This is a genomic window from Paenibacillus salivarius (genome assembly GCF_051307165.1).
GTDB lineage: Bacteria > Bacillota > Bacilli > Paenibacillales > Paenibacillaceae > Fontibacillus.
In genome coordinates this window covers 2,105,072-2,128,964 of record NZ_CP195592.1, presented here as the reverse complement: position 1 = coordinate 2,128,964, position 23,893 = coordinate 2,105,072, and the positions used below count along the sequence as shown (strand labels likewise).

The window sequence follows — 23,893 nt, the reverse complement described above, 5'->3', positions numbered from 1 at the left end:
GGAAGTGACATAAGTGGATTTTTTCAGTGCATCATTTTTTCTTTCCCTGATCAATATCATTTTCATCGATCTGATACTGGCGGGAGATAACGCTATCGTGATCGGGATGGCCGCCAGAAAACTGCAGCCGCACGTGCAGAAGAAAGCGATCCTTTACGGTACGGCCGGCGCGGTCATTCTTCGCATCGCCGCGACGCTGCTCGTCGTTTGGCTGCTTGGAATTCCATGGCTTCGGGCGGTCGGCGGCCTGATGCTGATATTCATCGCATACAAAGTACTTTCCGATGAAGGGGATCATGATTCCATCGAAGCCAAAGACTCCCTTTGGGCAGCGGTCAGAACGATCGTAATTGCCGACGCGGCGATGGGCCTGGATAACGTCATTGCGGTCGCGGGAGCATCCGGACAGCATACGATCCTTGTCATTATCGGCTTGCTGATCAGCGTTCCGATCGTCGTATGGGGCAGCACCTTGTTCATCAAGCTGTTAGGAAGGTTTTCCTGGATCGCCTACCTTGGAGCCGCCGTGTTGGCATATACCGCGTCCCATATGATCACGGAGGAACCTCATTTTATCGGCTTCTTTGAGGACAACCCCCTGCTGAAATACCTGTTTATCGCCCTCGTAATCGCAGGCGTGCTTTTGGCCGGGTTCCTGAAGAAGCAGCGCCAGCGGAATAACGAGGATAAAAAGCATCAATCCCATCCCGCAACGCGGTAAAATTGACCGTCTTGAATGCAAAAAGATCGTTCCTTAACGGGCTTATCGGCCCTTAAGAAACGATCTTTTTTTGATTAGAACCAATCATTCTGAAGCGGGTCTTCACCAATTTCCCCCGGTCTTCTGACCTCTTCATGCGGTTTAATGACGAGCGTTTGCGTCCCCAGGACGGCTGCCTCGATTTGATCGTTGAGCTCGGTCAGCCCCGCCTCGACGTTCTCGATAATTCTAAGATTCGGATTTGTCGTTGGCGATTTCGGCACGAACAATGTACAGCAATCCTCGTAAGGTAAAATGGATAAATCGTATGTCCCGATCTTTTTGGCCAACTGAATAATTTCTTCCTTATCCGTCGTCACCAACGGTCTGAGCAGCGGAAGCTCGGTAGCCCGGCCGATGACGTTCATGCTCGGCAGCGTCTGGCTTGCCACTTGGCCGAGGCTGTCGCCGGTTACGAGCGCGAGGGCCCCGTTACGGTCCGCGAGCTTGGTGGCGATGCGGAGCATCGCTCTGCGCATGAGCGTAATGATCAAACTTTCCTGGCCCGCTCCCGCAAGCGAGGTTTGAATTTCCGTAAACGGTACGAGATGAAGCTTGATTTTACCCGAATAGCGAGAAAGCACCTTGGCCAGATCGATGACCTTCTCCTCCGCCTTTTTGCTCGTGAACGGATAGCTGTGAAAATGAACGCATTCGATTTCCAGGCCGCGACGCATCGCCGACCACCCCGCCACGGGGCTGTCGATACCTCCGGATAGCAGCAGCATCGCCTTTCCGTTCGTCCCGAGCGGAAACCCGCCGGCTGCCGGGATAACCTCATGGTAAATATAGGTCCCCCGTTCGCGGATTTCAATCCGCAGCTCCAGCTGAGGATGATGGACATCTACCTTCAACAGCGGATTGGCTTGCAGCAATGGCGCGCCGATCAGGTGATTCATTTCCTGAGTGCCATGGGGAAATCCTTTCCATACCCGCCGGGCATGAACCTTGAAGGTCGTCTGTGTTTCGAGCGGAATTTCCGCCAGGAACGCCCTTGCGACCGTTAAAATATCATCCAGGCGGGAAGGGGCGATTTTTACCGGACTGATCGAAGTCACGCCGAACACATTGACGAGCGAATCGATAATCTCCGCTGCCGGCTCTCCGTTCAGCATCACGTAGATTCTTCCGAATTCCCGTTCCACCTTGGCGTTCGGATACGGCTGCAGCAGCGATGCAACATGAGCCAGCGCCACCCTCTCGAATCTTGCCCGGTTCTTCCCTTTAATCGTAATTTCTCCGAATCGGAGCAGAAGCATATCATATATCATTGATCTTTCTCTCCCTTTAACTACCTCTTTAAGTTCCGCAAGCGCCGGACCGACTTCTCCAAGGCTGCCAGCAATTCCTCAATGTCCTGCTTCGTATGTTCATCCCCCATGCTAATGCGGATTCCCGAAGCGGCCGTTTCCTTATCCTTCCCCATAGCCGACAACACGCGGCTCGGTTCGGAGCGCTTGGAGGAGCAAGCCGATTTCGTCGAGACGAGAAATCCTTCTTCTTCCAGCATGTGCAGCAAAGCTTCGGCCTTCATGCCGGGATAGGAAAAATGAACGATATGCGGAGCTCCTCCGTCTCCGGACGGGGAATTGAGCACCAATTCCGGAATGGCCGATATCCCTTGGATCAGGCGTTGTTTTAGTGCGTTCAGACGGAGCGTCAGCTCCGATTCCTCCTGCTTCGCAAGCCGGATCGCTTTGGACATGCCGACGATATATGGAATGTTTTCCGTCCCCGAGCGTCTTCCCGCCTCCTGTCCCCCGCCGGCCAGCAGCGGGAAAAGGTTCACACCCTCGCGGACGTAAAGCAGCCCGATTCCTTTCGGTCCCCTTAGTTTGTGCGCGGACAGGCTGTATAAGTCAATGCCGCTTTGTTTCAGGTTCAGCGGACTTTTGCCGAATCCCTGGACACCGTCCACATGGAACAAAACGGTCGGCTTTTGATTCTTCAGCATTTGGCCGATCTCTGCAACGGGTTGAACAGCGCCTGTTTCATTATTGACATGCATGATGGAAACGAGCGTCGTATCGGGCCGAATCGCTTCCGCGACTTGAGACACGGTAACATGACCCTCGCCATCCGCAGGGAGCCGGGTTACCTCCCATCCGAACGCTTCAAGCTGCTCGCAGCATTCCAGTACGGAAGGATGTTCCGTCATCGACGTCACGATGTGCTTGCCCCGTGCGGCATATTGCAATGCGGCGCCCTTGATCGCCATATTGTTACTCTCTGTGGCGCCGGAGGTAAACACGATTTCATCCGGCTTTACGTTCAGGGCTTCGGAGACGACTTCTCGCGATTTGCGAAGCAGCTTTTCGCTCTCTTCCCCGAGCCGGTGCAAAGACGACGGATTTCCGTAGTGACGGGCCATGACCTCCGCAACCGTCCGGGTCACCTCCTCGCGTGGAGGCGTGGTAGCCGCGTGATCAAAATACTTCATGACAATAATCCTCCTGTCTCAAAAAAGAGACCAAATGAGAAACGCGAAAAACCGGTACCGGGGCGTTTTCCCATTTGATCTCTGGTTATGCAAGGCTAATTTCTCGGCGCTCAAACTTCGTATTTCGAGCGGGCGGCGGCAATCTTCGCAATGTAATTTTGCGTTTCCCGCGGCAGAAGGTGAAGCTTGTCCATCAGCTCCGCATCGTTGGAGATGCCTAACCTGCGCAGCGTTCCCGGCCCGGCATTGTATGCCGCGAGGGCCGTGTTCTCGTCTCCGCCGTAACGTTTCAATTGGTTCGACAAATAACGGGTTCCGCCATCGATGTTCTGTGCCGGATCAAAAGGATTCATGACTCCAAGCCCGCTCGCCGTTCCGTCCATTAACTGCATCAAGCCCTTGGCCCCGGCGGACGAAACCGCCTTGGGATTGAACGAGGACTCGGTCTCGATCACCGCTTTGATCAAGCTCACCGGTACTCCGTATTTTCCGCTTGCCTCGGCGATCATACGATCAAGTTCGCCATGAGATACTCCTTCGGAAGCCGAAAATCGGGCTGAAACGGATGACAAACCGTCCGCCTGACCGGTTTCGTCCGCGACGGAAGGCAAGGTCTGCCAAATATTTGCGGAGTATGCATTATCATAGCCGGCGCTAAGCCCGGCTAAGGAAAGCATTCCTGCAACGTCGCCTGTTTCAGATTGGCTTTCCCCTTCCGCGAGCATCATTTCCTTAAGCAATATATCAAACAAGGACCCTTCGGTTTCCGAATGAATCCGGGCGTTCGTATTCCCTTGTAAATCGATCTGGTTTCTCGTTTGCAGCTGGACCAGCTGTTCCATCGTCCGTGGATCAATTTGCATGCAACTATGCCTCTCTTCTGACAAATAAATAAAAGTATAGCTTCTATTTTACACAGGAACAGGCAATTTGACCACCTATTTCTCACAGCTTTTCCGGGAAAGAAAACGGACCGGCGCCGAAATGGCGTCAGTCCGTATCCCTTGTTATCTTGTGAACGGCAAAAGGACGAAATAACTCAGTGTGGAAACGACACCCAGACCGATCGCCCAAGCCCCTGAAGTTTTATTTCCTTGGCTGTAAGCGTAGAATCCCATGATCGCCGCGAGAGGACCTAAAATCACGGACCAGAAAAAGAGCGACGCGATCCCTAATCCGACACCCACATAGCCGACCGTACGTCCGGCTGTTCCCTCCGCGGTATCGGACCGTTCCACATCCCGGTCACGCGAAACGTCGCGATCCCTTGCCGGCACATAACTTACCGGCGCTACCTCGGCACCAAATTCCTCCTGGTCCGTTTTTCTCGGATAATCGACGCGGTTTTTGGTCGTCCGGGAAGTGACTGTTTTATCTTTATCCTTATCCATATCCTTATCCTTGATTTGATCTGTCATCACTGCACCTCCGTAAAATGGTATGAAATTAAGATGATTTCGCCTTGAAGGTATGGCAGCAAGTTGCTGATGACGATGGGGCGGTATCGCGATGCTCCGTATCAAACGACTCGCCCGCAAACTCGGCATTGTAGGCTTTACCGGCATGCTTGTCAATGTCAATCATGATTAAATCGGCCTGGCAGACGTTCTTATCGCCCCAATAGGTACAATTCGATACGCTGCATTTGACAATGGGTTTGTCCCCGTTTGGCATTATGATCACCTCGTGATTCATTTTCCCCGGAGCGGCATGCCCATATGCGGTTCGCTTGCTGTCAAATCGATGCAAAATTCCAGGGTAACGGAGTTGGAATAAAATGAAGGGCTTCACCTCATGCTATTCCCTAAAAGAACTAACCCCCAGAAGGAGGACCCTTATGAAATGGCAAAGATGGACCGCATTGGCGCTGGCGGGGGCCGCTGCGGTTGCTCTATATAATATGGTGCCTGTCGCCGCCCCGCCTTCCGGTCATCGAAACCAAGCCGCACCCGGTAACGGTAGTAAGGCAGGCATAAAACCAGCCGAGGAACAAAAACTGAAGCAAATGATGCTGAAACGCGATATGACCGCAACGGAGCGCTTGGCCAGACTGGATGCCAAAAACCACCTCAGCGTTCTTGCAAAAAAATTCGCCTCTTCCGCTCCGGGCAAATTGCCGAAAGATGCGGCGGAACTGCAAAAGGACCATGCCCAGTTCCCGTCGATCCGCTGGATTTCAGGCACCAAGGAGCAGGAATTTCGATCGCCGAATTTCAAGCCGGACGCGCGCGAGCAAAAGCAAATCGACAGCTACCTCGGCTTTGCGCGCAAGGCCCTCGGAAAAGGACAGGCGTATGAATCTCCGGCTTTTCCGCAAGGAAAACCGAAGTATATCGTCGCCGCTCAGCCTACAAAAGGCAAAAATCAAGGGATGATCGCCGTATTGGATCTCGGCATTTTAAACCGCGTACAGGACCACCAGCACAAAAATTTGCGGTTGATTCCTTATCCGAAGGAAGGCAAGTACAAAGTGGAATCGATTCATGCGGATACGCTGCGCGATATCACCGTAAAAACGGGACACGACAATGAAAAGGCCAGCCATTATTACGAAAACGAAATCGTCGTGACTTTTGGACGAGCGCCGTCCGCCGCCGATATGAAAAAAATCGAAGCCGACCTCGATTGCAAACCGGCGAGGAACGTCGGAAACACCTATATTTTCCGTTCCGAGTCGATGAATATGGAGCAGTTAAAGACGTACTTCAAGAAACATTGGAAGCCGAATTACGTTGAGCCCCACTATTTGTATATGACCAACGAATCGGATGCCGGTTTTTTTGATACCGGCGAAACAAGCGATCAGGCCGAAATTCCGAACGATCTTTTGTTCTCGGAGTACCAGTGGAACCTGCCGATTATCGAAGCCAACCGGGGATGGAATTTGTCCAAAGGGAGCGATGATGTCATCGTCGGCATCGTCGATACCGGTGTCGATCTGAAGCATCCCGACCTTCAAGGGCGGCTCCTGAAAGGATACAATGTCGTTTCCCCGGGCGACGACCCGACCGATGATGTGGGACATGGTACCCATGTGGCGGGGATTATTTCCGCAAATGTAAACAACGGGGAAGGAATCGCCGGGATGATGTGGGGAGGCAAAATTTTGCCTGTCAAAGCATTGGACAAGAGCGGGTCGGGGACTACGTATTCCGTCGCCCAAGGCATCATTTGGGCGACGGACCACGGAGCCAAAGTCATTAATATGAGCCTCGGAAATTACGCGGACGCCCAATTTTTGCATGAGGCGATCAAATACGCTTTTGAACGGGATGTCGTGCTTATCGCCGCGACCGGTAACGACAACACGGAACGGCCGGGATATCCCGCCGCTTATCCGGAGGTGCTGTCCGTTTCGGCCACGGACTATAATCTGCAGCGGGCTTCATTTTCCAACTACGGGGATTATATCGATGTCATGGCGCCGGGAGAAAGCATCGCCAGCACTTATCCCGACAACCAGTATGCGGCCCTGTCGGGCACTTCGATGGCCAGCCCGCATGTCGCCGCTCTGGCGGCATTGATACGCTCGGTAAATCCCGACCTGAAAAATACCGAGGTCATGGATATCATCCGCAAAAACGTCATCGATCTCGGAGATAAAGGTCATGACAAATATTTCGGATACGGACAGATTGACGTATATGCGGCTTTGCGCGCGGCCGGCAGCAACAATTCGGCCTTGCAACTCTGGCCCCAGCATATCGATCGGAAGCTGAAGCAGGTGCTGGAGGATGCTTTGCGGCATTAACCGATATGCTCCGTCAACCGGTGATGCAAAATAAGGTTTAAACAAAAAGAAGATCGCTGCTGCTGCCCAAAGGCCCGCTTAGCGATCTTCTTTGATTCGATTTCGAGAATTGGAACAGTGCGTGACTGTTCGAAAATAGCAAGTTGCAGTGAAGAAAGTTTGCCGTAAGCCGGGTTCTGTACTCTTCGCGGTAAAACGGGAACAACCCTCCCGCTGTGAGCGACAATCATCTATCTAGGCCGCACATTACTGGGCGGCTCCAGCGACCAACCCGAACGCGCCTCGGGCTAAGGCTGCTTCGCGAAGAAGCTGCGTTCCATTAGGTCTTGCTCCAGGTGGGGTTTACCAGGAACGAAGTCACCAGCGTTCCTCGGGGTCTCTTACACCTCGGTTCCACCCTTGCCTGTGCACGCCTTGCGGCGGCCATCGGCGGTCCGTTTCTGTGGCACTATCCTTCGGCTCGCGCCGACTGGACGTTATCCAGCACCCTGCCCTATGGAGCCCGGACTTTCCTCCCGCGGCCGTTAAGCCGCCGGCGATTGTCTGTCAAACTTTCAAAGGCAACACTTGATAGTATACAGGCATTGCCGCGGAATCTCAAGAAGAAACTACAGGAAATGAAACGGCTCCGTGTTCACCTCGGAAGCGTGTACCTTGGTCGCATATTTCGCATCGCGCAACTTTTCCTCCAGCCAAGCGGCGACCTTGGATTTCATAATTTTCTCCGCATTATGCCCCGGATCGATCAGCGTCAATCCCGCCATTTCGGCATCCTGTGCCGTATGGTAATCGATATCCCCGGTGACGAGCACGTCCGCGCCCCGGAACATCGCCGCTTTCCAATAGCGGCCGCCCGAGCCGCCGATCACGGCCGCTTTTTTGATTTCTCGGTTCAAATCCCCTACCACTCTCACATGAGGAACATTCAGGTTGAGCTTCACCCGCTCGGCGAATTCTTTCAAAGTAACAGGTTCGTCCAGCTTGCCGACTCTCCCCAGCCCGAACACGCGGCCCTTCAGGTCCATCGGATACAAGTCGTACGCCACCTCTTCATATGGGTGGCTTTTCAGCATCGCCTGAATCACTTTGCTCCGAATGCCATGCGGAACAATCGTTTCGATCCGAATTTCCTCCGCTTTCTCCATGCGGCCTTGCTTTCCGATATAGGGGTCCGTGCCTTCTCCGGGAACAAAGGTGCCGTAGCCTTCGATATTGAAGCTGCAATGGCTGTAGTTGCCGATCGACCCGGCTCCTGCGTTTAATACGGCATCAAGGACACGCTGATGGTGATCCTTGGGCACAAATACGACGAGCTTATACAAATTTTCGGTATGAATATCTTCCACAGACGCGCTGCTGTCGATCCCTAGCGCCTCCGCCATCCAGTCGTTCATCCCGCCCTCGGTGACGTCGAGATTCGTATGGGCGACATAGACCGCGATATCATGCTTGATCAGCTTCTCGTATACTTTCCCCATTGGGGTATCGCTTTGCAAATTTCGAAGCGGGCGGTAAATGATCGCATGATGGGCGATAATCAGGTTTGCGCCGAGGCTGATCGCCTCGTCCACAACCGCTTCATTTACATCCAGGGCGGTAAGCACGCCGGTAATTTCCTTCTGCAAGCTCCCCAGCTGCAGACCGATCTTATCGTCTTCCATGGCTACATGCTTAGGAGCGAGCTGCTCCATAAATCCGATTACGGTTTGGCCTTTTGCAAGCATGCCACGACCTCCTTAAGCTGATTCGACAATGCGTTCAGTTGTTCTTCTTTGTCACGGGACGACGGTTTATCCGAAGCGGAGACGGAACGCCGGATTTTTTCAAGCTTCTCGATTTCGGAGCGCCATTTGGCAAACCACACTTCGTTCGGCCGTTTCGTAAGCCATGGCCCCATCAACAGTAAAAGCGGCCTGGTCAATTTGGCGTCCCCTTCGGGCAGTTCCCGATCGCTGTACAGTCTCTCATTGTTCGCTTCGGCATCGGGTACGGCGTCCGCCGTTAAGATCTCATATATTTTTCCGTCTTCCTCCAAAATGATTTCTTCCGACAAATACCATCCGTTGCTATACAGCCAACTCCGGACGATGTCTTCGCCCACGTTCGGCTGCAGAATCAGCCGGGTAACGCCCTGAAGCTTTTCTTTGCCCGCCTCGAGGATCGAAGCAATTAGCGCTCCGCCCATTCCGGCAATCGTGATGACATCCACCTCTCCCTGAGCGATGGCCGCCAGGCCGTCGCCCTTGCGAACCGACACCCGGTTAGCGGCACCCGCTTCGGCGACTTGCCGCTTGGCCGCTTCCAGCGGCCCGTCATTGACTTCACCGGCCACGGCAAAGGAGGCCCGTCCGTTTTGGACCGCATATACCGGCAATAAAGCATGGTCCGAGCCGATATCCGCAAACCGGCAGTCCGCCGGAAGCCGGTCGGCAATATGCTGCAATCTAGCTGAAAGTTTCATGTAGACAACCACACCACCCATTTTTTTCTAAGAGCAAACAAAATTACGAAGATTGCCATCACTTTGAGCAGAATCAACAATTCCATGCCATGAGCGGATTGCTGCCTGAGAAGGAAGCTATCCGCTTCCGGCATAAACCATAGCGTGATGGAGATTGCAAAAAGAACCCGGCTAAGACGCTTTATCCGATGATGACTGAACCAGGTCAGCCAGAAGAACACGACGGCAAGCGGTAGCCAAAGCAGCTGTAAAAGTCCCCAAGACGCCTCGGGATGCAAGTGCCTGAACAACAGCCCGTACAACAGCATCAGGCAGGCGAAACCGCAATATTCCAAAATGCCGAACCGGAGCATAAAACCCGCAACCATCCATACCGCCGCGCACGAAGCGATCAGGATCACCGCGGCTACTCCTCCCCTCCAGCCCTGGAGCAGGATCATCCAGCTTCCGAGAAGAAGCATCGTTAAGCTTCCGGTCCCTGCCATCACCAGCGAAAACAGCTCCTTCTTCCTCCGATAAAATGCGGATACCGCATAACAAGCGGAGTCGATGAGAAAAATGATGGCTATTTGCAATGGCCAGGCAAAAAAGCTAAAATAAATAGCGATAAAGCAAATGCAGGAAATAATGGCAAAAGAAAGCAACCAAGTTTTCCAACTGCCTTGTTGTATGGAGTTTAAAGACAGAAGACCGCGTGAGGCTGGCTTCTCTTCGTCCCGATACAAATTTTCGAGGAAATCGCAGTAATGTTCAGGCAAAAGCCGGCCTTGGCGCCAATGATCGATTTCCCGCAAAATGATTTCCCTTTTTTCCCGGTCCAACGTTTACCCTTCTTTCTTTCGAAAAAAAAGACCTTGCTGCTTGCTGCAGAAGGTCTGGATTTACGCCTATTCGAGAAAATCCTTCAGCCGTTTGCTGCGGCTCGGATGACGCAGTTTGCGGAGCGCCTTCGCTTCGATTTGGCGAATTCTTTCCCGCGTTACACCGAACACCTTGCCCACTTCTTCCAGAGTTCTCGTTCGGCCGTCATCCAATCCGAAACGCAGGCGAAGCACATTTTCTTCGCGTTCGGTCAGCGTATCGAGGACATCTTCAAGCTGTTCTTTCAAAAGCTCGTAAGCGGCCGCATCGGCAGGCGCCAATGCTTCCTGATCCTCGATAAAATCGCCCAAATGCGAATCGTCTTCCTCCCCGATCGGGGTTTCCAAGGATACCGGTTCTTGGGCAATTTTCATGATTTCTCGCACTTTTTCGACGCTAAGGTCCATTTCCGCCGCGATTTCCTCCGGCGTCGGTTCGCGTCCGAGTTCCTGCAGCAATTGACGGGAAACCCGGATCAATTTGTTGATCGTTTCCACCATATGCACCGGAATCCGGATCGTTCTCGCCTGGTCCGCGATGGCCCGGGTAATTGCCTGACGAATCCACCATGTCGCATAGGTACTGAATTTGAACCCTTTTTTATGGTCAAATTTCTCAACGGCTTTGATCAAGCCCATATTGCCTTCCTGAATCAAATCGAGGAACAGCATGCCCCGCCCGACATAGCGCTTGGCAATGCTGACGACAAGCCTCAAGTTGGCTTCGGCAAGACGCCGTTTCGCTTCCTCGTCCCCGTTCTCGATCCGTTTGGCAAGTTCCATCTCATCATCCGCCGACAACAGCGGAACACGGCCGATCTCTTTCAAATACATACGAACCGGGTCATTGATTTTAATCCCGGGAGGCAGAGTCAGATCATCTTCATAGGTAAATTCATCGCCAGCTTCATCATTGTTCCGGCCTGGCATCTCTTCATCGTTGTCGCCAGTAATGTCGATGCCCAAATCGGCTAATTGCTCATAAAACTCATCCATCTGATCGGGGTCCTGATCAAACGGGGAAAGTTTCTCCATAATTTCTTTATACGTAAGCGAAGACCTCTTTTTGCCTTGCTCAATCAGACGGTCCTTGACCTGTTCAAGGGTTAGTTCCGTTTCTAGTTCAGTATGCTGATCGTTAGTCATTCTGGCTCCCTCCTCCCTAGAAACATCTGAAAGTTGAACGCATACTTCTACTGTCTCTCTAGGGCAATAATCTCACTTGCAATTTGTGCCGCGCGTAAAAAGTCGCCGGCCCTCTCGGCCGAGACCATCTCTTCCTTCTTACGCTTAATCTGTACCATGAGCGGGACCTTCTGTATTTCCCGGATACAATCATCCAGCTCTTGGGTAGTCCATTCTCCCGGAGTATCTATCATGGCGATGGAAATGACGGTTTGTTCCAGCCGTTCATCCTGCAGAGACGAGATGAACATGCTTGCGTCCGGCTCTTTCCCCTGCGCATAATAGGCGTATAGATAAGCAGCGATCGCTGCATGATCTTCGATGTTAAAGTGATCCCCGAGGCGTTCGCCCACGTACTTGGCGACTTCCTCGTCCTGAAGCATGAAAGAAAGCAGCCTGCGTTCCGCAACATGATAAGCGGGCAATAATACCGGCATCGATGCCTGCCCCTTTTTATGCCTACCATTATTCCACCTTTTGGCGTTATTATCCCTTGAGAAACCGTTTTTTTGCAGGGCCTGCCGCTTTTCGTTGCATTCCTGCTTCAAGCTGTCAAAGGACACCTGCAGATCGGCGGATAATTCCTTTAGGTAGATCTCCCGCTCCGTCGGTGACGGCAAAGGCGCGATCACTTCCATGGCATCCTTGATGTATGCGACCTTTCCATCTTCCTCTAGCAGTATATGGTTTTTTTTCAGATATATAAGCTTAAATTTAACGGATGAAACAGCGCCGTCAAGCACCTGGTGTCTGAAACGTTCGGCTCCGTATTTTTGAATAAATTCATCCGGATCGAGTCCTTCAGGAAGCAGGGCAATCTTCGTGTTAAAGCCGATGCTTTCCAAAATCGAAATGCTCTTCAGCGCGGCCGCTTGGCCCGCATTGTCACCGTCATAGCAGACGATCACTTCATCCGCCAGACCTCTCATCATTGACGCATGGCTTTCGGTCAAGGCCGTACCCATCGTTGCAACGCCGTTATGGACTCCGGCTTCCCAGGCGCTGATCACATCGCCGTAACCTTCGAATAAGACGAATTGTCTTGATTTGCGAATTTCGGATTTAGCCTGGTGCAGGTTGTACAGTGTCCGGCTTTTGCTGAACAGCTTGCTTTCGGGAGAGTTCAAATACTTCGGTTGTCCGTCCCCGAGCACCCTTCCGGCAAAAGCGATCACTTTACCGTTCCGGTTGTGCAGCGGGAAAATGATACGGTCGCGAAAACGGTCGACATAGCCTGTCCCGTCCTGCTTCGCGGAAACCAGACCGCCCTTCTCCATGGAGCCCAAATCAAAGGAACGCTTTTCCAAAAACTGAACGAGCGTATCCCACCGGGCCGGCGCATAACCGATCTGAAACGTATCGATCGCCTTATCGGTAAACCCTCTTCCCTTCAAGTAATCCATCGCCGGTTTGCCGTGTTCGGTATTTTTCAACAAGAAATGATACAGCTTGGACGACCATTCATGAGCTTGCAACTGCTGTTCCAATTCCAAGTCGCGAGGCCGATCCTGGCTTCCCGCCCCGAAATCGTAAGGAATTTGCGCTTCCTCGGCCATCATTCTGACCGCTTCCGGGAACGTCAAGCCTTCGATCTCCATTCGGAATTTGATCGCATTGCCGCCTTTGCCGCAGCCATAACAATGAAAAATTTGCCGATCGGGCGTCACCGTAAAGGAAGGGGTCTTCTCCGAATGAAACGGACAGAGCCCTTTCATATACTTGCCCTGTTTAGTCAGATGAACGTGCCTGCCAACCGTATCGACGATATCATGCTGCCGCAAGACTGCCTCGATGACTTCCTCGGGAATCGTTCCGCGTCCGGTATTCATCCAAACCACCTTCATCTTTCATAAGACACGTAAATAATTATTCGCTAAAATTGTACATTCTCCTGCATATCCCGCAAAACTTTTAACAATACATGCGCAAAATTTGCACGATCCTCGTCCGTAAAAGGCTTCGGCCCTTTGGTGTGATGACCACCCCTTCTTGCTTTGGCGCTGAGATGCCTGCGTTCGAGTAAATAATCAATATTCCCCGGGTGAAAAATTTCGCCCCGGGGAGACAATGTTCTGCAAGATTTGGCAATGCATAGCGCCGCCAGACCGTAGTCCTGAGTGACCACGATGTCGCCTTTCGCAATATGATTTGCGATATACAGATCGGCGCTTTCCTGGCCTCGGTCCACCCGGACCAGTTCGACGCCTTCGCTCTCGCGGAGAACGTGATCATAGGACGAGACCATAATGACCCGGACGCCGAAGCGCCGGGCCGCATCCGTAATTTCCTGCTTAACCGGACAGGAGTCCCCGTCCACGACAATCCTCGTATTCAAAAGACTCCCTCCTGTCAGGTTTTCGAAATGAAGCGGAAATTGAGGAGCGCAACGTAGGCAGTACCTACGTGAGCACCGGAAATTTCCGCTGAATTCAAGATTCGACGCCGAGTGGGCAACTCTGAGGTTGCTTCGTGATCAAAAGCCGGATTTTTGATGTCCTTTACATTATGCCCAGACGAGTTTGTTGAAATCGGCGAATGCTTTAAGATCCTCATCGATCGCGGCGAGCAAAGCAAGCCGGTTCGTACGGACCGCTTCATCTTCGGCCATGACCATAACCGCATCGAAGAATACCGTAATGGACTCCTTCAATTCGCCAAGCTGGCTAAGTGCCTCGGCGGCGTTTTCGCTTTCCAGCGATTTTCTGTATCTTCCGCTGACTTCAAGCCATGTATCGTACAGCTTTTGTTCCGCCGGCTCGGCAAGCAGGTCGGAGCGAACCTTGGCCGGAGATGCTTTCGCCGCGAGATTGCTTACCCGGCCAAAAGACTCGACCGTAGCCTTAAAGTCTTCCCGGTTGCTTACCGCGTCCATCAAAGCGGCTCCGCGGGCAACGACCGAAACCGCATCGTCATAACCGGCAGCCATGACGGCATCCACCACGTCATAACGGTAGCTGTCGGAGAGCGTTTTTCTGACGCGCAGACCGAAGAATTCCATCAGGTCTTTCAAAATTTCCTCACGGGTCCGTTTCAATTCATGGAAATGTTGATGCGTGTCCAGCGCCAATGCGAAAATATCGGACAACGTGACGGACAGTTTATGTTCAAGAATGATTTGTACGATCCCGGCAGCCTGACGACGCAGCCCGTAAGGGTCCTGCGAACCGGTCGGAATAATGCCGATCGAAAAACATCCGGCAATCGTATCGATTTTGTCCGCGATGCTGACGATCGCGCCGACGTTCGAGCCCGGCACGGCATCGCCCGAGAACCGCGGTTGATAATGCTCGAAGATCCCCTTTGCTACCGCTTCCGGTTCACCGGCCTTACGCGCGTAATCTTCGCCCATGACCCCTTGAAGTTCAGGGAATTCATAAACCATTTGGGTAACCAGGTCGAATTTGCAGATTTCAGCCGTACGGCTAACCGCCTCGGCAGTGCCGGTATCGATGGCGAGCAATCCGGACAGCTTCTCCGCGTTCCGGCGGATCCGACGGACTTTGTCTCCCACGGTTCCCAGCTCTTCATGGAACACGATGCTTTCCAGCTTGGACAAAGCGTCTTTGATCGCCAGCTTCTGATCTTCCTCATAGAAAAATTTAGCGTCGGACAGACGGGCACGAAGCACCTTCTCGTTACCTCTGGCAATGACGTCAAGCGAGCGCGCATCGCCGTTGCGAACCGTAACGAAGAAAGGAAGCAGTTCGCCTTGCTCGTTCAAAACCGGGAAGTATCGCTGATGCTCGCGCATCGACGTGATCAGCACTTCCTGCGGAATGTTCAGGAACGATTCCTCGAATTTGCCGAAGAGCACGGTCGGTGTTTCCACCAAGAACAGCACCTCTTCAAGAAGATCGTCCTTCACGGCGATGTGCCAGCCTTTTTCCTCGGCCAATGCTTTAATCTGGCCCTTGATCAGTTCTTCCCGTTCTTTCACGTCCGCGATCACGTGATGCGAGCGCAGGGCTTCCACATAAGCCGAAGGCTCGGTAATCACCGTATCCTGACCAAGGAAACGATGCCCTCTCGTGATGTTCCCCGCTTGGACTCCCGCAACCTCCAATTCGATAACCTCGCTGCCGAACAGAGCAACCATCCAGCGGATCGGTCTTACGAATTTGAAGTCATAGTTCCCCCAACGCATGTTTTTCGGAAAATTCATCGCATGCAAAATGCCGTTCAAGCCATCGGCCAGAATCGACCAGGTTTCCACGCCTGCCCGGCTTTTGCTGACGTAAATGTATTCCGTTCCGGCAAGCTCCTTGAACGTAAACTGCTCCGGATCCACGCCTTGGCTGCGGGCAAATCCGAGCGCAGCTTTGCTCCACGCCCCGTTTTCGTCAAGCGCGATTTTGCGGGACGGTCCTTTGACTTCCTCGTGGACGTCCTCCTGTTTCTCGGCCACGTCTCTCACAAGTACGGCAAGACGGCGCGGCGTTGCATAGCTTTCCACGGCGCCGTGAGGGATAACCGAATCCGACAGCCATTTTTCCACCCGTTCCGTAAGTTGTTCCATTGCACCGCGAGCAAAGCGGGCAGGCATTTCTTCCATCCCGATTTCAAACAGCAAATCCTTAGCCACGGACAACATCTCCTTTCTGCAGCATCGGGAATCCGAGCTTTTCGCGTTCCTCCAAGTACGTTGCCGCTACCTGGCGGGCCAAGTTACGTACCCGCGTAATGTACCCCGTCCGTTCGGTGACGCTGATCGCGCCACGGGCATCCAGCAGGTTAAACGTGTGAGAGCATTTCAAAACATAGTCATATGCCGGGAAAACGAGATGCTGCGCCATCGCCTTTTCGGCTTCTTGCTCATACATGTTGAACAGCGTAAACAGCATTTTTACGTCGGAAATCTCAAATGTATATTTGGAATGTTCAAACTCCGCCTGATGGAATACGTCGCCATAGCTGGTTCCGTCCACCCACTCAAGATCGAAGACGTTTTCCTTGTCCTGAATATAGGAGGCAAGACGCTCCATCCCGTACGTAATTTCCACCGCGACCGGGTTCGTTTCGATCCCGCCGACCTGTTGGAAATAGGTGAATTGCGTAATTTCCATTCCGTCGAGCCAAACTTCCCAGCCAAGGCCCCATGCGCCGAGACCCGGATGCTCCCAGTTGTCTTCGACAAACCGGATATCATGCTCAAGCGGGTCGATGCCGAGGCGCTTCAAGCTCTCCAGATAAATTTCCTGGATATTGTCCGGGGACGGCTTCAAAATCACCTGAAACTGGTGATGCTGATACAACCGGTTCGGGTTTTCCCCATAGCGGCCGTCGGCCGGACGGCGAGAAGGCTCTACATAAGCCACGTTCCAAGGCTCCGGCCCGATCGAACGCAAGAAGGTCATCGGATTCAGCGTTCCTGCGCCTTTTTCCACATCATAAGGCTGCACCACAATACAGTTCTGTTCCGCCCAGAAATTTTGCAGCGTCAAAATCATCTGTTGAAAATTCATGAACCACAACTCCTTTACGCCAATTTGTGTAAAAGTAACGGCGCCGCGCGCCGGGTAACGCCAAAAAAGCTCCCGTCGCCTACGCCTGCTGCCAGACGTAGGGACGAGAGCTTATTCCCGCGGTTCCACCCTACTTGATTTGCGAAAACCCGCACCGGATATACGGAGAGTGCGGCACCACAAATCCTCTTTTCACGAACGATTCCCCACGCTCCCGGGGCGCCAAAATTCATGAGTTATCCGTCCGGGCTTTCACCGTCCCCGGCTCGCTGATTGCGGCATAATCCCCACTACTTTTCCCGTTCACTGCAAGGAGAAATTCTAATTTATCATATCCGATTTTATAAAGAACGTCAAATTTCGTATTTGTCGAGCTGATCCAAAAATTGACGCGATTTGAGTTTAAGCCCCAATTGCATATCCATAAAGGCCCGCATGACGGTTTTTAATTCCGTTTTTGTCGTATCCTTTACCTCAATATTCCCGAGCCTTCTCAAATCCATTCTTTCAAACAGGGACAACAGCTTGAAGACTCCCGGCGACACTTGCATGGCCGCAGGATCCTGATGACGGCAGGAACGGCACAGTTTACCGCCGAGCCTAGGACTTAGCGCAAGCGTATCGTCGGATCTTCCGCAAGAGACGCATTGATCGATCGAAGGACCGTACCCGGCTGCCTGCAATATTTTCATTTCAAAAAGATGAATCACGACCTGGGGATCCTTGCCTGCCGACAGCCCGTCCAAGCATGCCTTGAGCTGGGTGAACCAAAAACTGCCGACCTCCTCGTCCTGCAGCGTACGGTCAAGCAATTCGCATGCATAGGAAGCATAGGCCGCAAGAAACAAGTCTTCCCGCAAAGAAAAGTGAGATTCCATGATCTCACCCGAATTGAGCGTGCCAAGGCCTTGATTTTGCCGAAAAAAAACATATTCCCCATACGTGAAAGGTTGCGTCAGGGCCGCATGCCTGCTCTTTACCTTTTTAGCCCCGCGCGCCAATACCCCGATCTTGCCGTGTGTTTCCGTGCACAGCGTAATGATCTTGTTCCCCTCGCCGTAGTCCATGCTGCGGATGACGATTCCCTCCACCCTGTAAAGCATGTCTCTTCCCCCAAACGCTTAAAACCTGTTGATATCCAATCTTATTCCGCTTGCTCTTCCTGGATCAGCAATTCCTCGGCCGCGGCAGCCTCCTCCTCGGAACTCGAGCCGGCTTCTTTGTACAGCAAGTAAGCATCGACATCTCCAGTCATTGAAAAATACTTCCACGAAAAATCTCGCATTCGTATTCACCCTTTCTTCGGAAATGACGCTTGCATTTACAAGAAATAGGATGTGCCGACGAATGCGATCTATGCGTTGCAATAACTCCCAAGTTTAAACTTGCATAAGTTGAATGGAATAAGCTTATCTTCTACTCTTCAAACCAAACACCTTTACGCATCCTTGTGGAAGCCCAGGTCTTTCAAGATCCGGTCTTGGTTGCGCCAGTCCTTCTTCACTTTCACCCAAAGCTCAAGGAAAATTTTCGAACCGAGCAGGTTCTCGATATCATGTCTGGCCAGCTTGCCGATTTCCTTTAACAACGATCCCTGTTTTCCGATAATTATTCCTTTTTGGGAGTCACGCTCGACAAAAATGACTGCCGAGATATAAACGACCCCGTTATCCTCCACCCTCATATCTTCAATGGTGACGGCAATGGAATGCGGAACTTCCTCACGGGTCAGATGCAATATTTTCTCCCGGATCAGCTCGGCGCACACAAACTGTTCCGGATGATCCGTAACCTGATCTTCCGGATAATACTGAGGACCTTCCGGCAAATATTTGCCGATTTGCTCAATCAGCGTATTCACGTTATTACCCAGTTTTGCCGAGATCGGAACGATCTCCGCAAACGCATAAAGACTCCGGTATTGCTCGATCATCGGGAGCAGCTCTTCGGGCTGGACCCGGTCGATTTTGTTCAATACGAGGATAACCGGGGTACGCACGTCCTTCAAACGCTCGATAATGAACCGGTCTCCGCCGCCGAATCCTTCCGCCGCATCCACCAGGAACAGAACCGCCTCGACCTCTCCGAGAGCGTTCAATGCCGTATTATTCATAAAATCGCCCAGCTTGGACTGGCGCTTGTGAATACCCGGCGTATCCAGAAACACGATTTGCATTTCTTCAGAGGTGTAAACCCCATGAATTTTGTTCCGCGTTGTTTGCGGTTTGTCCGACATGATCGCGATTTTTTGCCCGATAATATGGTTCATTAACGTTGATTTGCCGACATTCGGGCGGCCGACGATGGCAACGAACCCGGATTTGAATTTTTGTTTAGCCATGGTTGCTTTCCTTCCTCACTGGTCTTTTAAATCGGAAGAACTAAAATAGTCCGGGAGCAGTTCTCCGACCGTGGTCTCGCGGACATCTCCCTTTAGATTGCTTAGTATCACAGGCATATCGGGACCGCAAAGTTCCACCATCACCTGGCGGCAGACGCCGCAGGGGGAAACGGGTCCATCCGTGTCCGCGACCACCGCGATTGCCCGGAATGATCCCGGTTTATGGCCGTCGGCTATCGCCCGGAAAATCGCCGTCCGTTCTCCGCAATTTGTCGGTCCGTAAGCGGCGTTTTCGATATTGCAGCCATGATGAATATGACCGTCTTCGTCGAGCAGCGCAGCACCGACTCCAAAACGGGAATAAGGTACGTATGCCGCCGCTCTGGCCTTGATCGCTTCCTGAATCAAGACGCTATAATCCATGTCCTTCAACTCCCTTTGATTATAAAAATATTAGTCAGTTCCAGCCGAGCGCCGATGTCACCGGTCCGTAAAACAGCAGGATTCCGATCAGAACGGCAAAAGCCGCGGCGACCAGCACCGCACCGGCAGCGGCATCCTTGGCGGCTTTGGCCAGGCTGTGCCATTCCGGAGTGACCAGATCGACCGCAGCTTCAATCGCGGTGTTTATCAGCTCCGCCGCAATCACCAAGGCGATAACCGCAAGGAGCAAAGCCATATCCCGAAGAGGGAGGCGAAAATAGATCCCGGCGATGACGACGAGCGCCGCGGCAGTGAAATGAACCTTCAAATTGCGTTCGGATTTCAGCGATGCCGCGATTCCGTTCCATGCATCCCGAAAAGTTTCGCTCCACGTGCGACGCGGCTTCATCAGCGGACAAGCCCCACCTTCGCAAGCACGGCCTCTTGCTTGTCCATCATGACCTTTTCGCTCGCCGTATCCTGATGATCATATCCGAGCAGGTGTAGAAATCCGTGAACGAACAAAAATCCGATCTCTCTTTCCAGCGAGTGCCCGTACTCTTCGCTCTGCGAACGGGCACGTTCCACGGAGATAATAATATCTCCAAGCTCGTCGCCCATGTCATCCAGTTCTTCGCCTTCTTCGAGCTCGTACACAATGTCCATCTCTTCATCCAGAGACTCGTTCATCGCGAACGACAACACATCCGTCGGCCGGTCGATCCCCCGGTATTCCCGGTTCAATTCATGAATCCCTTCATCCGTTACGAAGGTAAGGGCCACTTCGCCGTCCTCGATCCCTTCGGCTTCTCCCGCCGCTTGAAGAATTTTATCCAAGAGGGAGATCAATTCGTCCTTGACCTCCATCACTTCTTGCTCATTGTTCCAAGCCAGAGTTAGTCCCATTCACTTCAACTCCTTTATCTTTCTCGTTTGCCTTCGTTTTCTTGATCTGCTCCGGATACTCGATCCGGGAATGGAAAATGCCCATCACGGTTTCCTTCAGCGTTTGAGCGATCAAGTCAAGCTCGCGCATCGTCAGGTCGCATTCATTGAACTGATGATCGTCCAGCCGGCTTTTGATGATTTTCTCGATCATCGTCTCCACTTGCTCCACCGTCGGTTTCCGCAAAGAACGTACCGCGGCCTCCACACTGTCGGCAATTCCGACGATCGCCGCTTCCTTGGATTGGGCTTTCGGTCCCGGATACCGGAAATCATCTTCGGTAAAATCAGGCTGGACTCCCTGCTCCTCGGCCAAAGACAAAGCTTTGTGATAGAAGTAATGCAGGAACGTCGTGCCGTGATGCTGTTCCGCAATGTCGCGGATCGGCTTAGGAAGCTTGTATTCCTTTTGCATTTCGACTCCGTCGCGGGCATGTGCGATAATGATCGATTTGCTCAGCTTCGGATCGATGAAATCATGCGGATTCTCCATATTGTTTTGGTTCTCGATAAAATAACTCGGACGCTTGGTCTTGCCGATATCGTGATAATACGAGCCCACCCGGCATAACAAACCATCCGCACCTATCGCTTCGGCGGCAGCCTCGGACAAATTGCCGACCATGACGCTGTGATGGTACGTGCCCGGCGTTTCCGTCAGCAGCTTGCGCAGCAGCGGATGGTTCGGGTTCGACAGTTCGACCAGCTTAAGCGCGGACAAAATGCCGAAGGTCACTTCGAAGAACGGCATCAATCCGATGACGAGAATCGTCGTCAAGAGCCCGCCGGCGATCGCGAAGCCGATCGCATATAATGTGCTTGATTCCGTCCACCCGTCATTATTGATCAATATGAGCGTAAATACGGACACGGAACCGAACAGGCAGATCATAATGCCGGCTTTAAGCAGCGTCGAACGCTGACTGGCGCGATGGATCGCAAAGATCGAAGCAAATGAAATAACGAGCGCGAAAAACCCGAGTTCAAAATCAAAAATTTGTCCCTGATGGACATTCAGGATTACGCTGGCCAATATGCTTATCATGATGGAACAAATGTAGGCCAAAGAAAGATCGATCAACAGCGTGATCAGCATCGCGCCCGTCGCTACCGGCGCAAGATATCCGATATAAGGGCGCTGCTCGTTCTGCATGATCCCGATAATATGCATGGATATGATGGTGATTAAAATAATCATCAACAACATGACAAACTGCGAGTTGTTGTATTTAAACCGGCTTACGCCTTCGGATTGGCGCATAAACATAATCAGCCCGAGCGCCATTAAAGAGGACAACAGCACCAGACCGAACTGCGGCCAATAGTTGACCTCATCCTTAAGCAGGCCGTTCTTTTCCAACAGCGTATACATTTCCTCGGTAATTTTTTCGCCTTTTCCGACCAGTACGTCGCCCTGCTTGATATAGACGGTAGGCGTATTTTCCCGCGCCTCCACCTTCGCCGTTTTCGTGGCTTCTTCATCGTAGAACTTGTTCGCCGTGATGGACAATCTGGCCAGTTCCTGCACGACTTCGCGGGAAATCCGTTTGCTGAGCGAGCTCGTGCTGACCATTTCCGCCACCTTGGACCGCGCCACTTGCGCGTCCACGATCTGGTCGGTCATCAGACGCGCGACGATATCGGCCGCCACCGGCTTCATTTCGTTGATATCCTCAGGCGTCAGCTTCGGAATTTTGATAAACGTTTCCTCGGAAATGTGATATTGCTGCTCATCCACCTTTTGGGTTACTTCCTGAAACAAAGTGGAGGAATACGTTCCCGAGTTCCGGTTGTTCATAATGAAATTCTGGACATGGTCCTTCACGCGCTGCGGGAGTTCTTCCCGGTAAATATTGATTTTATCTTCCGTGGCCACCTGATCATCCTGATTAAGCCGGAATATCCGGTCGAGCAATTGCCCGACCAGCGCTTCATTGCGCAGCGGCAGGATCGTGTATACTTGTCCGACCTTTTCGGCGGCTTCTTCCTGTGCCTTCAAGGTCGCTTTCGTATTCGGAATTTCCATCGGAGCCAGAATCTCTTTGTCGCTGGGCATCCCTACCGCAATGTCGTAGGTTTCCGGCAGCAGCTTGGGAGCCATGCTGAAATAAAGGATGGCGATCAAGAGCACGTACAGTACGTAACGGACCGAAGCGCTGTATTTCCATCCCGCGGTTTTGGAATGAAGCTTGGATTTACCTTGCTGGTCATTTGAGATCATCTTGAGACAGCCCTCCTGAAAAAATTAAAGCCCTGCAAACCCTGATTGAACACGATTTGGGGCTGGATGATTAACCCTGATTTTCAGCAGCACGGTCATATGCAACTATAATTTTCTGAACTAGCGAATGCCGGACCACGTCCGATTCCGCAAAATAGACAAACCCGATTTCTTCAATGTTGCTCAAAATGTTTTTCGCTTCGACGAGCCCCGACTTTTTCCCTTTGGGCAAATCGATTTGCGTAACGTCGCCGGTAATGACCATCTTGGAGCCGAAGCCGAGACGGGTCAGGAACATCTTCATCTGTTCCGGCGTCGTATTCTGAGCCTCGTCCAAAATAATAAATGAATCGTCGAGCGTCCGACCGCGCATGTACGCGAGCGGCGCAATCTCGATCAAGCCGCGTTCCAGCGCTTTTGCGGTCTGATCCGGTCCCATTACGTCGTAAAGCGCATCATACAGGGGACGCAGGTAGGGATCGACCTTCTCTTGCAAATCGCCGGGCAAAAATCCGAGGCTTTCGCCGGCTTCCACTGCCGGTCGGGTCAGAATAATTCTCTTAACCGTTCCTTCCTTCAAAGCAGTAATGGCCATAACGACCGCCAGATAGGTTTTACCCGTACCGGCAGGCCCGATGCCGAACACGATATCCCGTTTTTTGATCGTCGTGACGTAATGCTTCTGGCCGATCGTTTTGGGCCTGAGAGGCTTGCCGCGGAACGTCACCGCGATTTCCCCTTTGTACAGATCGAGCAGCTGATCCGCGCGGAAATCTTTCGCCAGATCGATTGCATAGAGAACATCCCGCTCGGTAAGTATATACCCGTTGCGAATAAGTTCAAGAAGCACCTCGAACAATTGCTTAACGCGCTCTACCTCGCGCTCTTCGCCACGCACGGAAATTTCCGACTCTCGCAGTACGATGGCCGCCCGCAAATGCTCCTCGACCAGTCTCAAAAATACATCATGGGGACCGAACAGAGAAAGCCCCTCCGCCGCATTTTGAAGCGTAATTTTGATCATGTATGGTTGTTCTGCCAAAT

23 protein-coding genes and 1 other RNA gene are annotated in these 23,893 nt (G+C 52.3%); 2 read left to right on the top strand and 22 right to left on the bottom strand.

Annotated elements, in window-relative coordinates; genetic code table 11:
- The first annotated feature begins 13 nt into the window (after positions 1-13).
- Positions 14-721 carry a TerC family protein gene (locus ACSFXJ_RS09455; RefSeq protein ID WP_435924907.1) on the top strand — a complete coding sequence of 236 codons (708 nt, stop codon included), beginning with the start codon at positions 14-16 and terminating at the stop codon, positions 719-721.
- A 74-nt stretch (positions 722-795) separates the two neighbouring features.
- Here the strand turns inward: ACSFXJ_RS09455 and thiI are convergent, their stop codons facing one another.
- From thiI to ACSFXJ_RS09430, 5 genes are all read right to left on the bottom strand, one after another.
- A complete protein-coding gene (thiI, locus tag ACSFXJ_RS09450; protein ID WP_435924906.1) occupies positions 796-2,031 on the bottom strand; it encodes a tRNA uracil 4-sulfurtransferase ThiI in 1,236 nt (411 codons plus the stop codon).
- A 20-nt stretch (positions 2,032-2,051) separates the two neighbouring features.
- Positions 2,052-3,200 (bottom strand): cysteine desulfurase family protein, encoded by a 1,149-nt coding sequence (locus ACSFXJ_RS09445; protein WP_435924905.1) that lies wholly within the window; start codon positions 3,198-3,200, stop codon positions 2,052-2,054.
- Positions 3,201-3,310: 110 nt separating this feature from the next.
- The gene (locus ACSFXJ_RS09440; protein ID WP_435924904.1) at positions 3,311-4,063 is read right to left on the bottom strand and encodes a lytic transglycosylase domain-containing protein; all 753 of its coding nucleotides are present in this window, start codon (positions 4,061-4,063) and stop codon (positions 3,311-3,313) included.
- A gap of 144 nt (positions 4,064-4,207) precedes the next feature.
- Positions 4,208-4,618 carry a hypothetical protein gene (locus ACSFXJ_RS09435; protein ID WP_435924903.1) on the bottom strand — a complete coding sequence of 137 codons (411 nt, stop codon included), beginning with the start codon at positions 4,616-4,618 and terminating at the stop codon, positions 4,208-4,210.
- A gap of 28 nt (positions 4,619-4,646) precedes the next feature.
- Complete coding sequence (locus ACSFXJ_RS09430; protein WP_435924902.1) at positions 4,647-4,874, bottom strand: DUF1540 domain-containing protein; 228 nt, start codon at positions 4,872-4,874, stop codon at positions 4,647-4,649.
- Between the two features lie 163 nt (positions 4,875-5,037).
- On the opposite strand from ACSFXJ_RS09430, the gene ACSFXJ_RS09425 reads away from it, so the two are divergent.
- Positions 5,038-6,951 (top strand): S8 family peptidase, encoded by a 1,914-nt coding sequence (locus ACSFXJ_RS09425; protein WP_435924901.1) that lies wholly within the window; start codon positions 5,038-5,040, stop codon positions 6,949-6,951.
- 150 nt (positions 6,952-7,101) lie between these two features.
- Here ACSFXJ_RS09425 and rnpB read toward each other — a convergent pair.
- The 17 genes from rnpB to ACSFXJ_RS09340 all read right to left on the bottom strand — a co-directional run bounded on the left by rnpB (position 7,102) and on the right by ACSFXJ_RS09340 (position 23,891).
- An RNA gene (rnpB, locus tag ACSFXJ_RS09420) (RNase P RNA component class A) lies at positions 7,102-7,506 on the bottom strand.
- Positions 7,507-7,559: 53 nt separating this feature from the next.
- On the bottom strand, positions 7,560-8,675 hold the full coding sequence (locus ACSFXJ_RS09415) for a Nif3-like dinuclear metal center hexameric protein (RefSeq protein ID WP_435924900.1): 1,116 nt from the start codon (positions 8,673-8,675) through the stop codon (positions 7,560-7,562).
- Positions 8,651-9,412 (bottom strand): tRNA (adenine(22)-N(1))-methyltransferase, encoded by a 762-nt coding sequence (locus ACSFXJ_RS09410; protein WP_435924899.1) that lies wholly within the window; start codon positions 9,410-9,412, stop codon positions 8,651-8,653. The genes ACSFXJ_RS09415 and ACSFXJ_RS09410 overlap by 25 nt, the downstream gene beginning before the upstream one ends.
- Positions 9,409-10,233 carry a hypothetical protein gene (locus ACSFXJ_RS09405; RefSeq protein WP_435924898.1) on the bottom strand — a complete coding sequence of 275 codons (825 nt, stop codon included), beginning with the start codon at positions 10,231-10,233 and terminating at the stop codon, positions 9,409-9,411. Before ACSFXJ_RS09405 ends, ACSFXJ_RS09410 begins: the two co-directional genes overlap by 4 nt.
- A gap of 66 nt (positions 10,234-10,299) precedes the next feature.
- Positions 10,300-11,418 (bottom strand): RNA polymerase sigma factor RpoD, encoded by a 1,119-nt coding sequence (gene rpoD / locus ACSFXJ_RS09400; RefSeq protein WP_435924897.1) that lies wholly within the window; start codon positions 11,416-11,418, stop codon positions 10,300-10,302.
- 47 nt (positions 11,419-11,465) lie between these two features.
- Positions 11,466-13,286 carry a DNA primase gene (gene dnaG, locus ACSFXJ_RS09395; RefSeq protein ID WP_435924896.1) on the bottom strand — a complete coding sequence of 607 codons (1,821 nt, stop codon included), beginning with the start codon at positions 13,284-13,286 and terminating at the stop codon, positions 11,466-11,468.
- A gap of 44 nt (positions 13,287-13,330) precedes the next feature.
- Positions 13,331-13,792 carry a YaiI/YqxD family protein gene (locus ACSFXJ_RS09390; RefSeq protein WP_435924895.1) on the bottom strand — a complete coding sequence of 154 codons (462 nt, stop codon included), beginning with the start codon at positions 13,790-13,792 and terminating at the stop codon, positions 13,331-13,333.
- A 168-nt stretch (positions 13,793-13,960) separates the two neighbouring features.
- Positions 13,961-16,039 (bottom strand): glycine--tRNA ligase subunit beta, encoded by a 2,079-nt coding sequence (gene glyS / locus ACSFXJ_RS09385; RefSeq protein WP_435924894.1) that lies wholly within the window; start codon positions 16,037-16,039, stop codon positions 13,961-13,963.
- Positions 16,032-16,919: a glycine--tRNA ligase subunit alpha gene (gene glyQ, locus ACSFXJ_RS09380; protein ID WP_435924893.1), complete on the bottom strand. Its 888-nt coding sequence runs from the start codon at positions 16,917-16,919 to the stop codon at positions 16,032-16,034. Before glyQ ends, glyS begins: the two co-directional genes overlap by 8 nt.
- Positions 16,920-17,272: 353 nt before the next feature.
- The gene (recO, locus tag ACSFXJ_RS09375; RefSeq protein ID WP_435924892.1) at positions 17,273-18,022 is read right to left on the bottom strand and encodes a DNA repair protein RecO; all 750 of its coding nucleotides are present in this window, start codon (positions 18,020-18,022) and stop codon (positions 17,273-17,275) included.
- 41 nt (positions 18,023-18,063) lie between these two features.
- On the bottom strand, positions 18,064-18,204 hold the full coding sequence (locus ACSFXJ_RS09370; RefSeq protein WP_435924891.1) for a YqzL family protein: 141 nt from the start codon (positions 18,202-18,204) through the stop codon (positions 18,064-18,066).
- Positions 18,205-18,357: 153 nt separating this feature from the next.
- On the bottom strand, positions 18,358-19,260 hold the full coding sequence (era, locus tag ACSFXJ_RS09365) for a GTPase Era (RefSeq protein ID WP_435924890.1): 903 nt from the start codon (positions 19,258-19,260) through the stop codon (positions 18,358-18,360).
- A 15-nt stretch (positions 19,261-19,275) separates the two neighbouring features.
- Complete coding sequence (locus ACSFXJ_RS09360; protein WP_435924889.1) at positions 19,276-19,683, bottom strand: cytidine deaminase; 408 nt, start codon at positions 19,681-19,683, stop codon at positions 19,276-19,278.
- Between the two features lie 34 nt (positions 19,684-19,717).
- Positions 19,718-20,092, bottom strand: coding sequence for a diacylglycerol kinase family protein (locus ACSFXJ_RS09355; RefSeq protein ID WP_435924888.1), 375 nt, complete (start codon positions 20,090-20,092; stop codon positions 19,718-19,720).
- Positions 20,092-20,589, bottom strand: a complete 498-nt coding sequence (gene ybeY / locus ACSFXJ_RS09350; protein ID WP_435924887.1) for an rRNA maturation RNase YbeY — start codon at positions 20,587-20,589, stop codon at positions 20,092-20,094. The genes ACSFXJ_RS09355 and ybeY overlap by 1 nt, the downstream gene beginning before the upstream one ends.
- Positions 20,561-22,849 carry an HD family phosphohydrolase gene (locus ACSFXJ_RS09345; RefSeq protein WP_435924886.1) on the bottom strand — a complete coding sequence of 763 codons (2,289 nt, stop codon included), beginning with the start codon at positions 22,847-22,849 and terminating at the stop codon, positions 20,561-20,563. The genes ybeY and ACSFXJ_RS09345 overlap by 29 nt, the downstream gene beginning before the upstream one ends.
- Positions 22,850-22,919: 70 nt before the next feature.
- Positions 22,920-23,891, bottom strand: a complete 972-nt coding sequence (locus ACSFXJ_RS09340; RefSeq protein WP_435924885.1) for a PhoH family protein — start codon at positions 23,889-23,891, stop codon at positions 22,920-22,922.
- Positions 23,892-23,893 lie beyond the last annotated feature (2 nt).

Excerpts from the sequence above, each read along its gene's own strand:
- dnaG (WP_435924896.1), bottom strand. The coding sequence starts at position 13,286 with ATGAATACCGGACGCGGAACGATTCCCGAGGAAGTCATCGAGGCAGTC.
- ACSFXJ_RS09430 (WP_435924902.1), bottom strand. The coding sequence starts at position 4,874 with ATGCCAAACGGGGACAAACCCATTGTCAAATGCAGCGTATCGAATTGT.
- era (WP_435924890.1), bottom strand. The coding sequence starts at position 19,260 with ATGGCTAAACAAAAATTCAAATCCGGGTTCGTTGCCATCGTCGGCCGC.
- ACSFXJ_RS09360 (WP_435924889.1), bottom strand. The coding sequence starts at position 19,683 with ATGGATTATAGCGTCTTGATTCAGGAAGCGATCAAGGCCAGAGCGGCG.
- ACSFXJ_RS09415 (WP_435924900.1), bottom strand. The coding sequence starts at position 8,675 with ATGCTTGCAAAAGGCCAAACCGTAATCGGATTTATGGAGCAGCTCGCT.
- rpoD (WP_435924897.1), bottom strand. The coding sequence starts at position 11,418 with ATGACTAACGATCAGCATACTGAACTAGAAACGGAACTAACCCTTGAA.
- recO (WP_435924892.1), bottom strand. The coding sequence starts at position 18,022 with ATGCTTTACAGGGTGGAGGGAATCGTCATCCGCAGCATGGACTACGGC.
- thiI (WP_435924906.1), bottom strand. The coding sequence starts at position 2,031 with ATGATATATGATATGCTTCTGCTCCGATTCGGAGAAATTACGATTAAA.
- ACSFXJ_RS09435 (WP_435924903.1), bottom strand. The coding sequence starts at position 4,618 with ATGACAGATCAAATCAAGGATAAGGATATGGATAAGGATAAAGATAAA.
- glyQ (WP_435924893.1), bottom strand. The coding sequence starts at position 16,919 with ATGAATTTTCAACAGATGATTTTGACGCTGCAAAATTTCTGGGCGGAA.
- ACSFXJ_RS09355 (WP_435924888.1), bottom strand. The coding sequence starts at position 20,092 with ATGAAGCCGCGTCGCACGTGGAGCGAAACTTTTCGGGATGCATGGAAC.
- ACSFXJ_RS09425 (WP_435924901.1), top strand. The coding sequence starts at position 5,038 with ATGAAATGGCAAAGATGGACCGCATTGGCGCTGGCGGGGGCCGCTGCG.
- ybeY (WP_435924887.1), bottom strand. The coding sequence starts at position 20,589 with ATGGGACTAACTCTGGCTTGGAACAATGAGCAAGAAGTGATGGAGGTC.
- ACSFXJ_RS09370 (WP_435924891.1), bottom strand. The coding sequence starts at position 18,204 with ATGCGAGATTTTTCGTGGAAGTATTTTTCAATGACTGGAGATGTCGAT.
- ACSFXJ_RS09445 (WP_435924905.1), bottom strand. The coding sequence starts at position 3,200 with ATGAAGTATTTTGATCACGCGGCTACCACGCCTCCACGCGAGGAGGTG.
- ACSFXJ_RS09410 (WP_435924899.1), bottom strand. The coding sequence starts at position 9,412 with ATGAAACTTTCAGCTAGATTGCAGCATATTGCCGACCGGCTTCCGGCG.
- ACSFXJ_RS09345 (WP_435924886.1), bottom strand. The coding sequence starts at position 22,849 with ATGATCTCAAATGACCAGCAAGGTAAATCCAAGCTTCATTCCAAAACC.
- ACSFXJ_RS09440 (WP_435924904.1), bottom strand. The coding sequence starts at position 4,063 with ATGCAAATTGATCCACGGACGATGGAACAGCTGGTCCAGCTGCAAACG.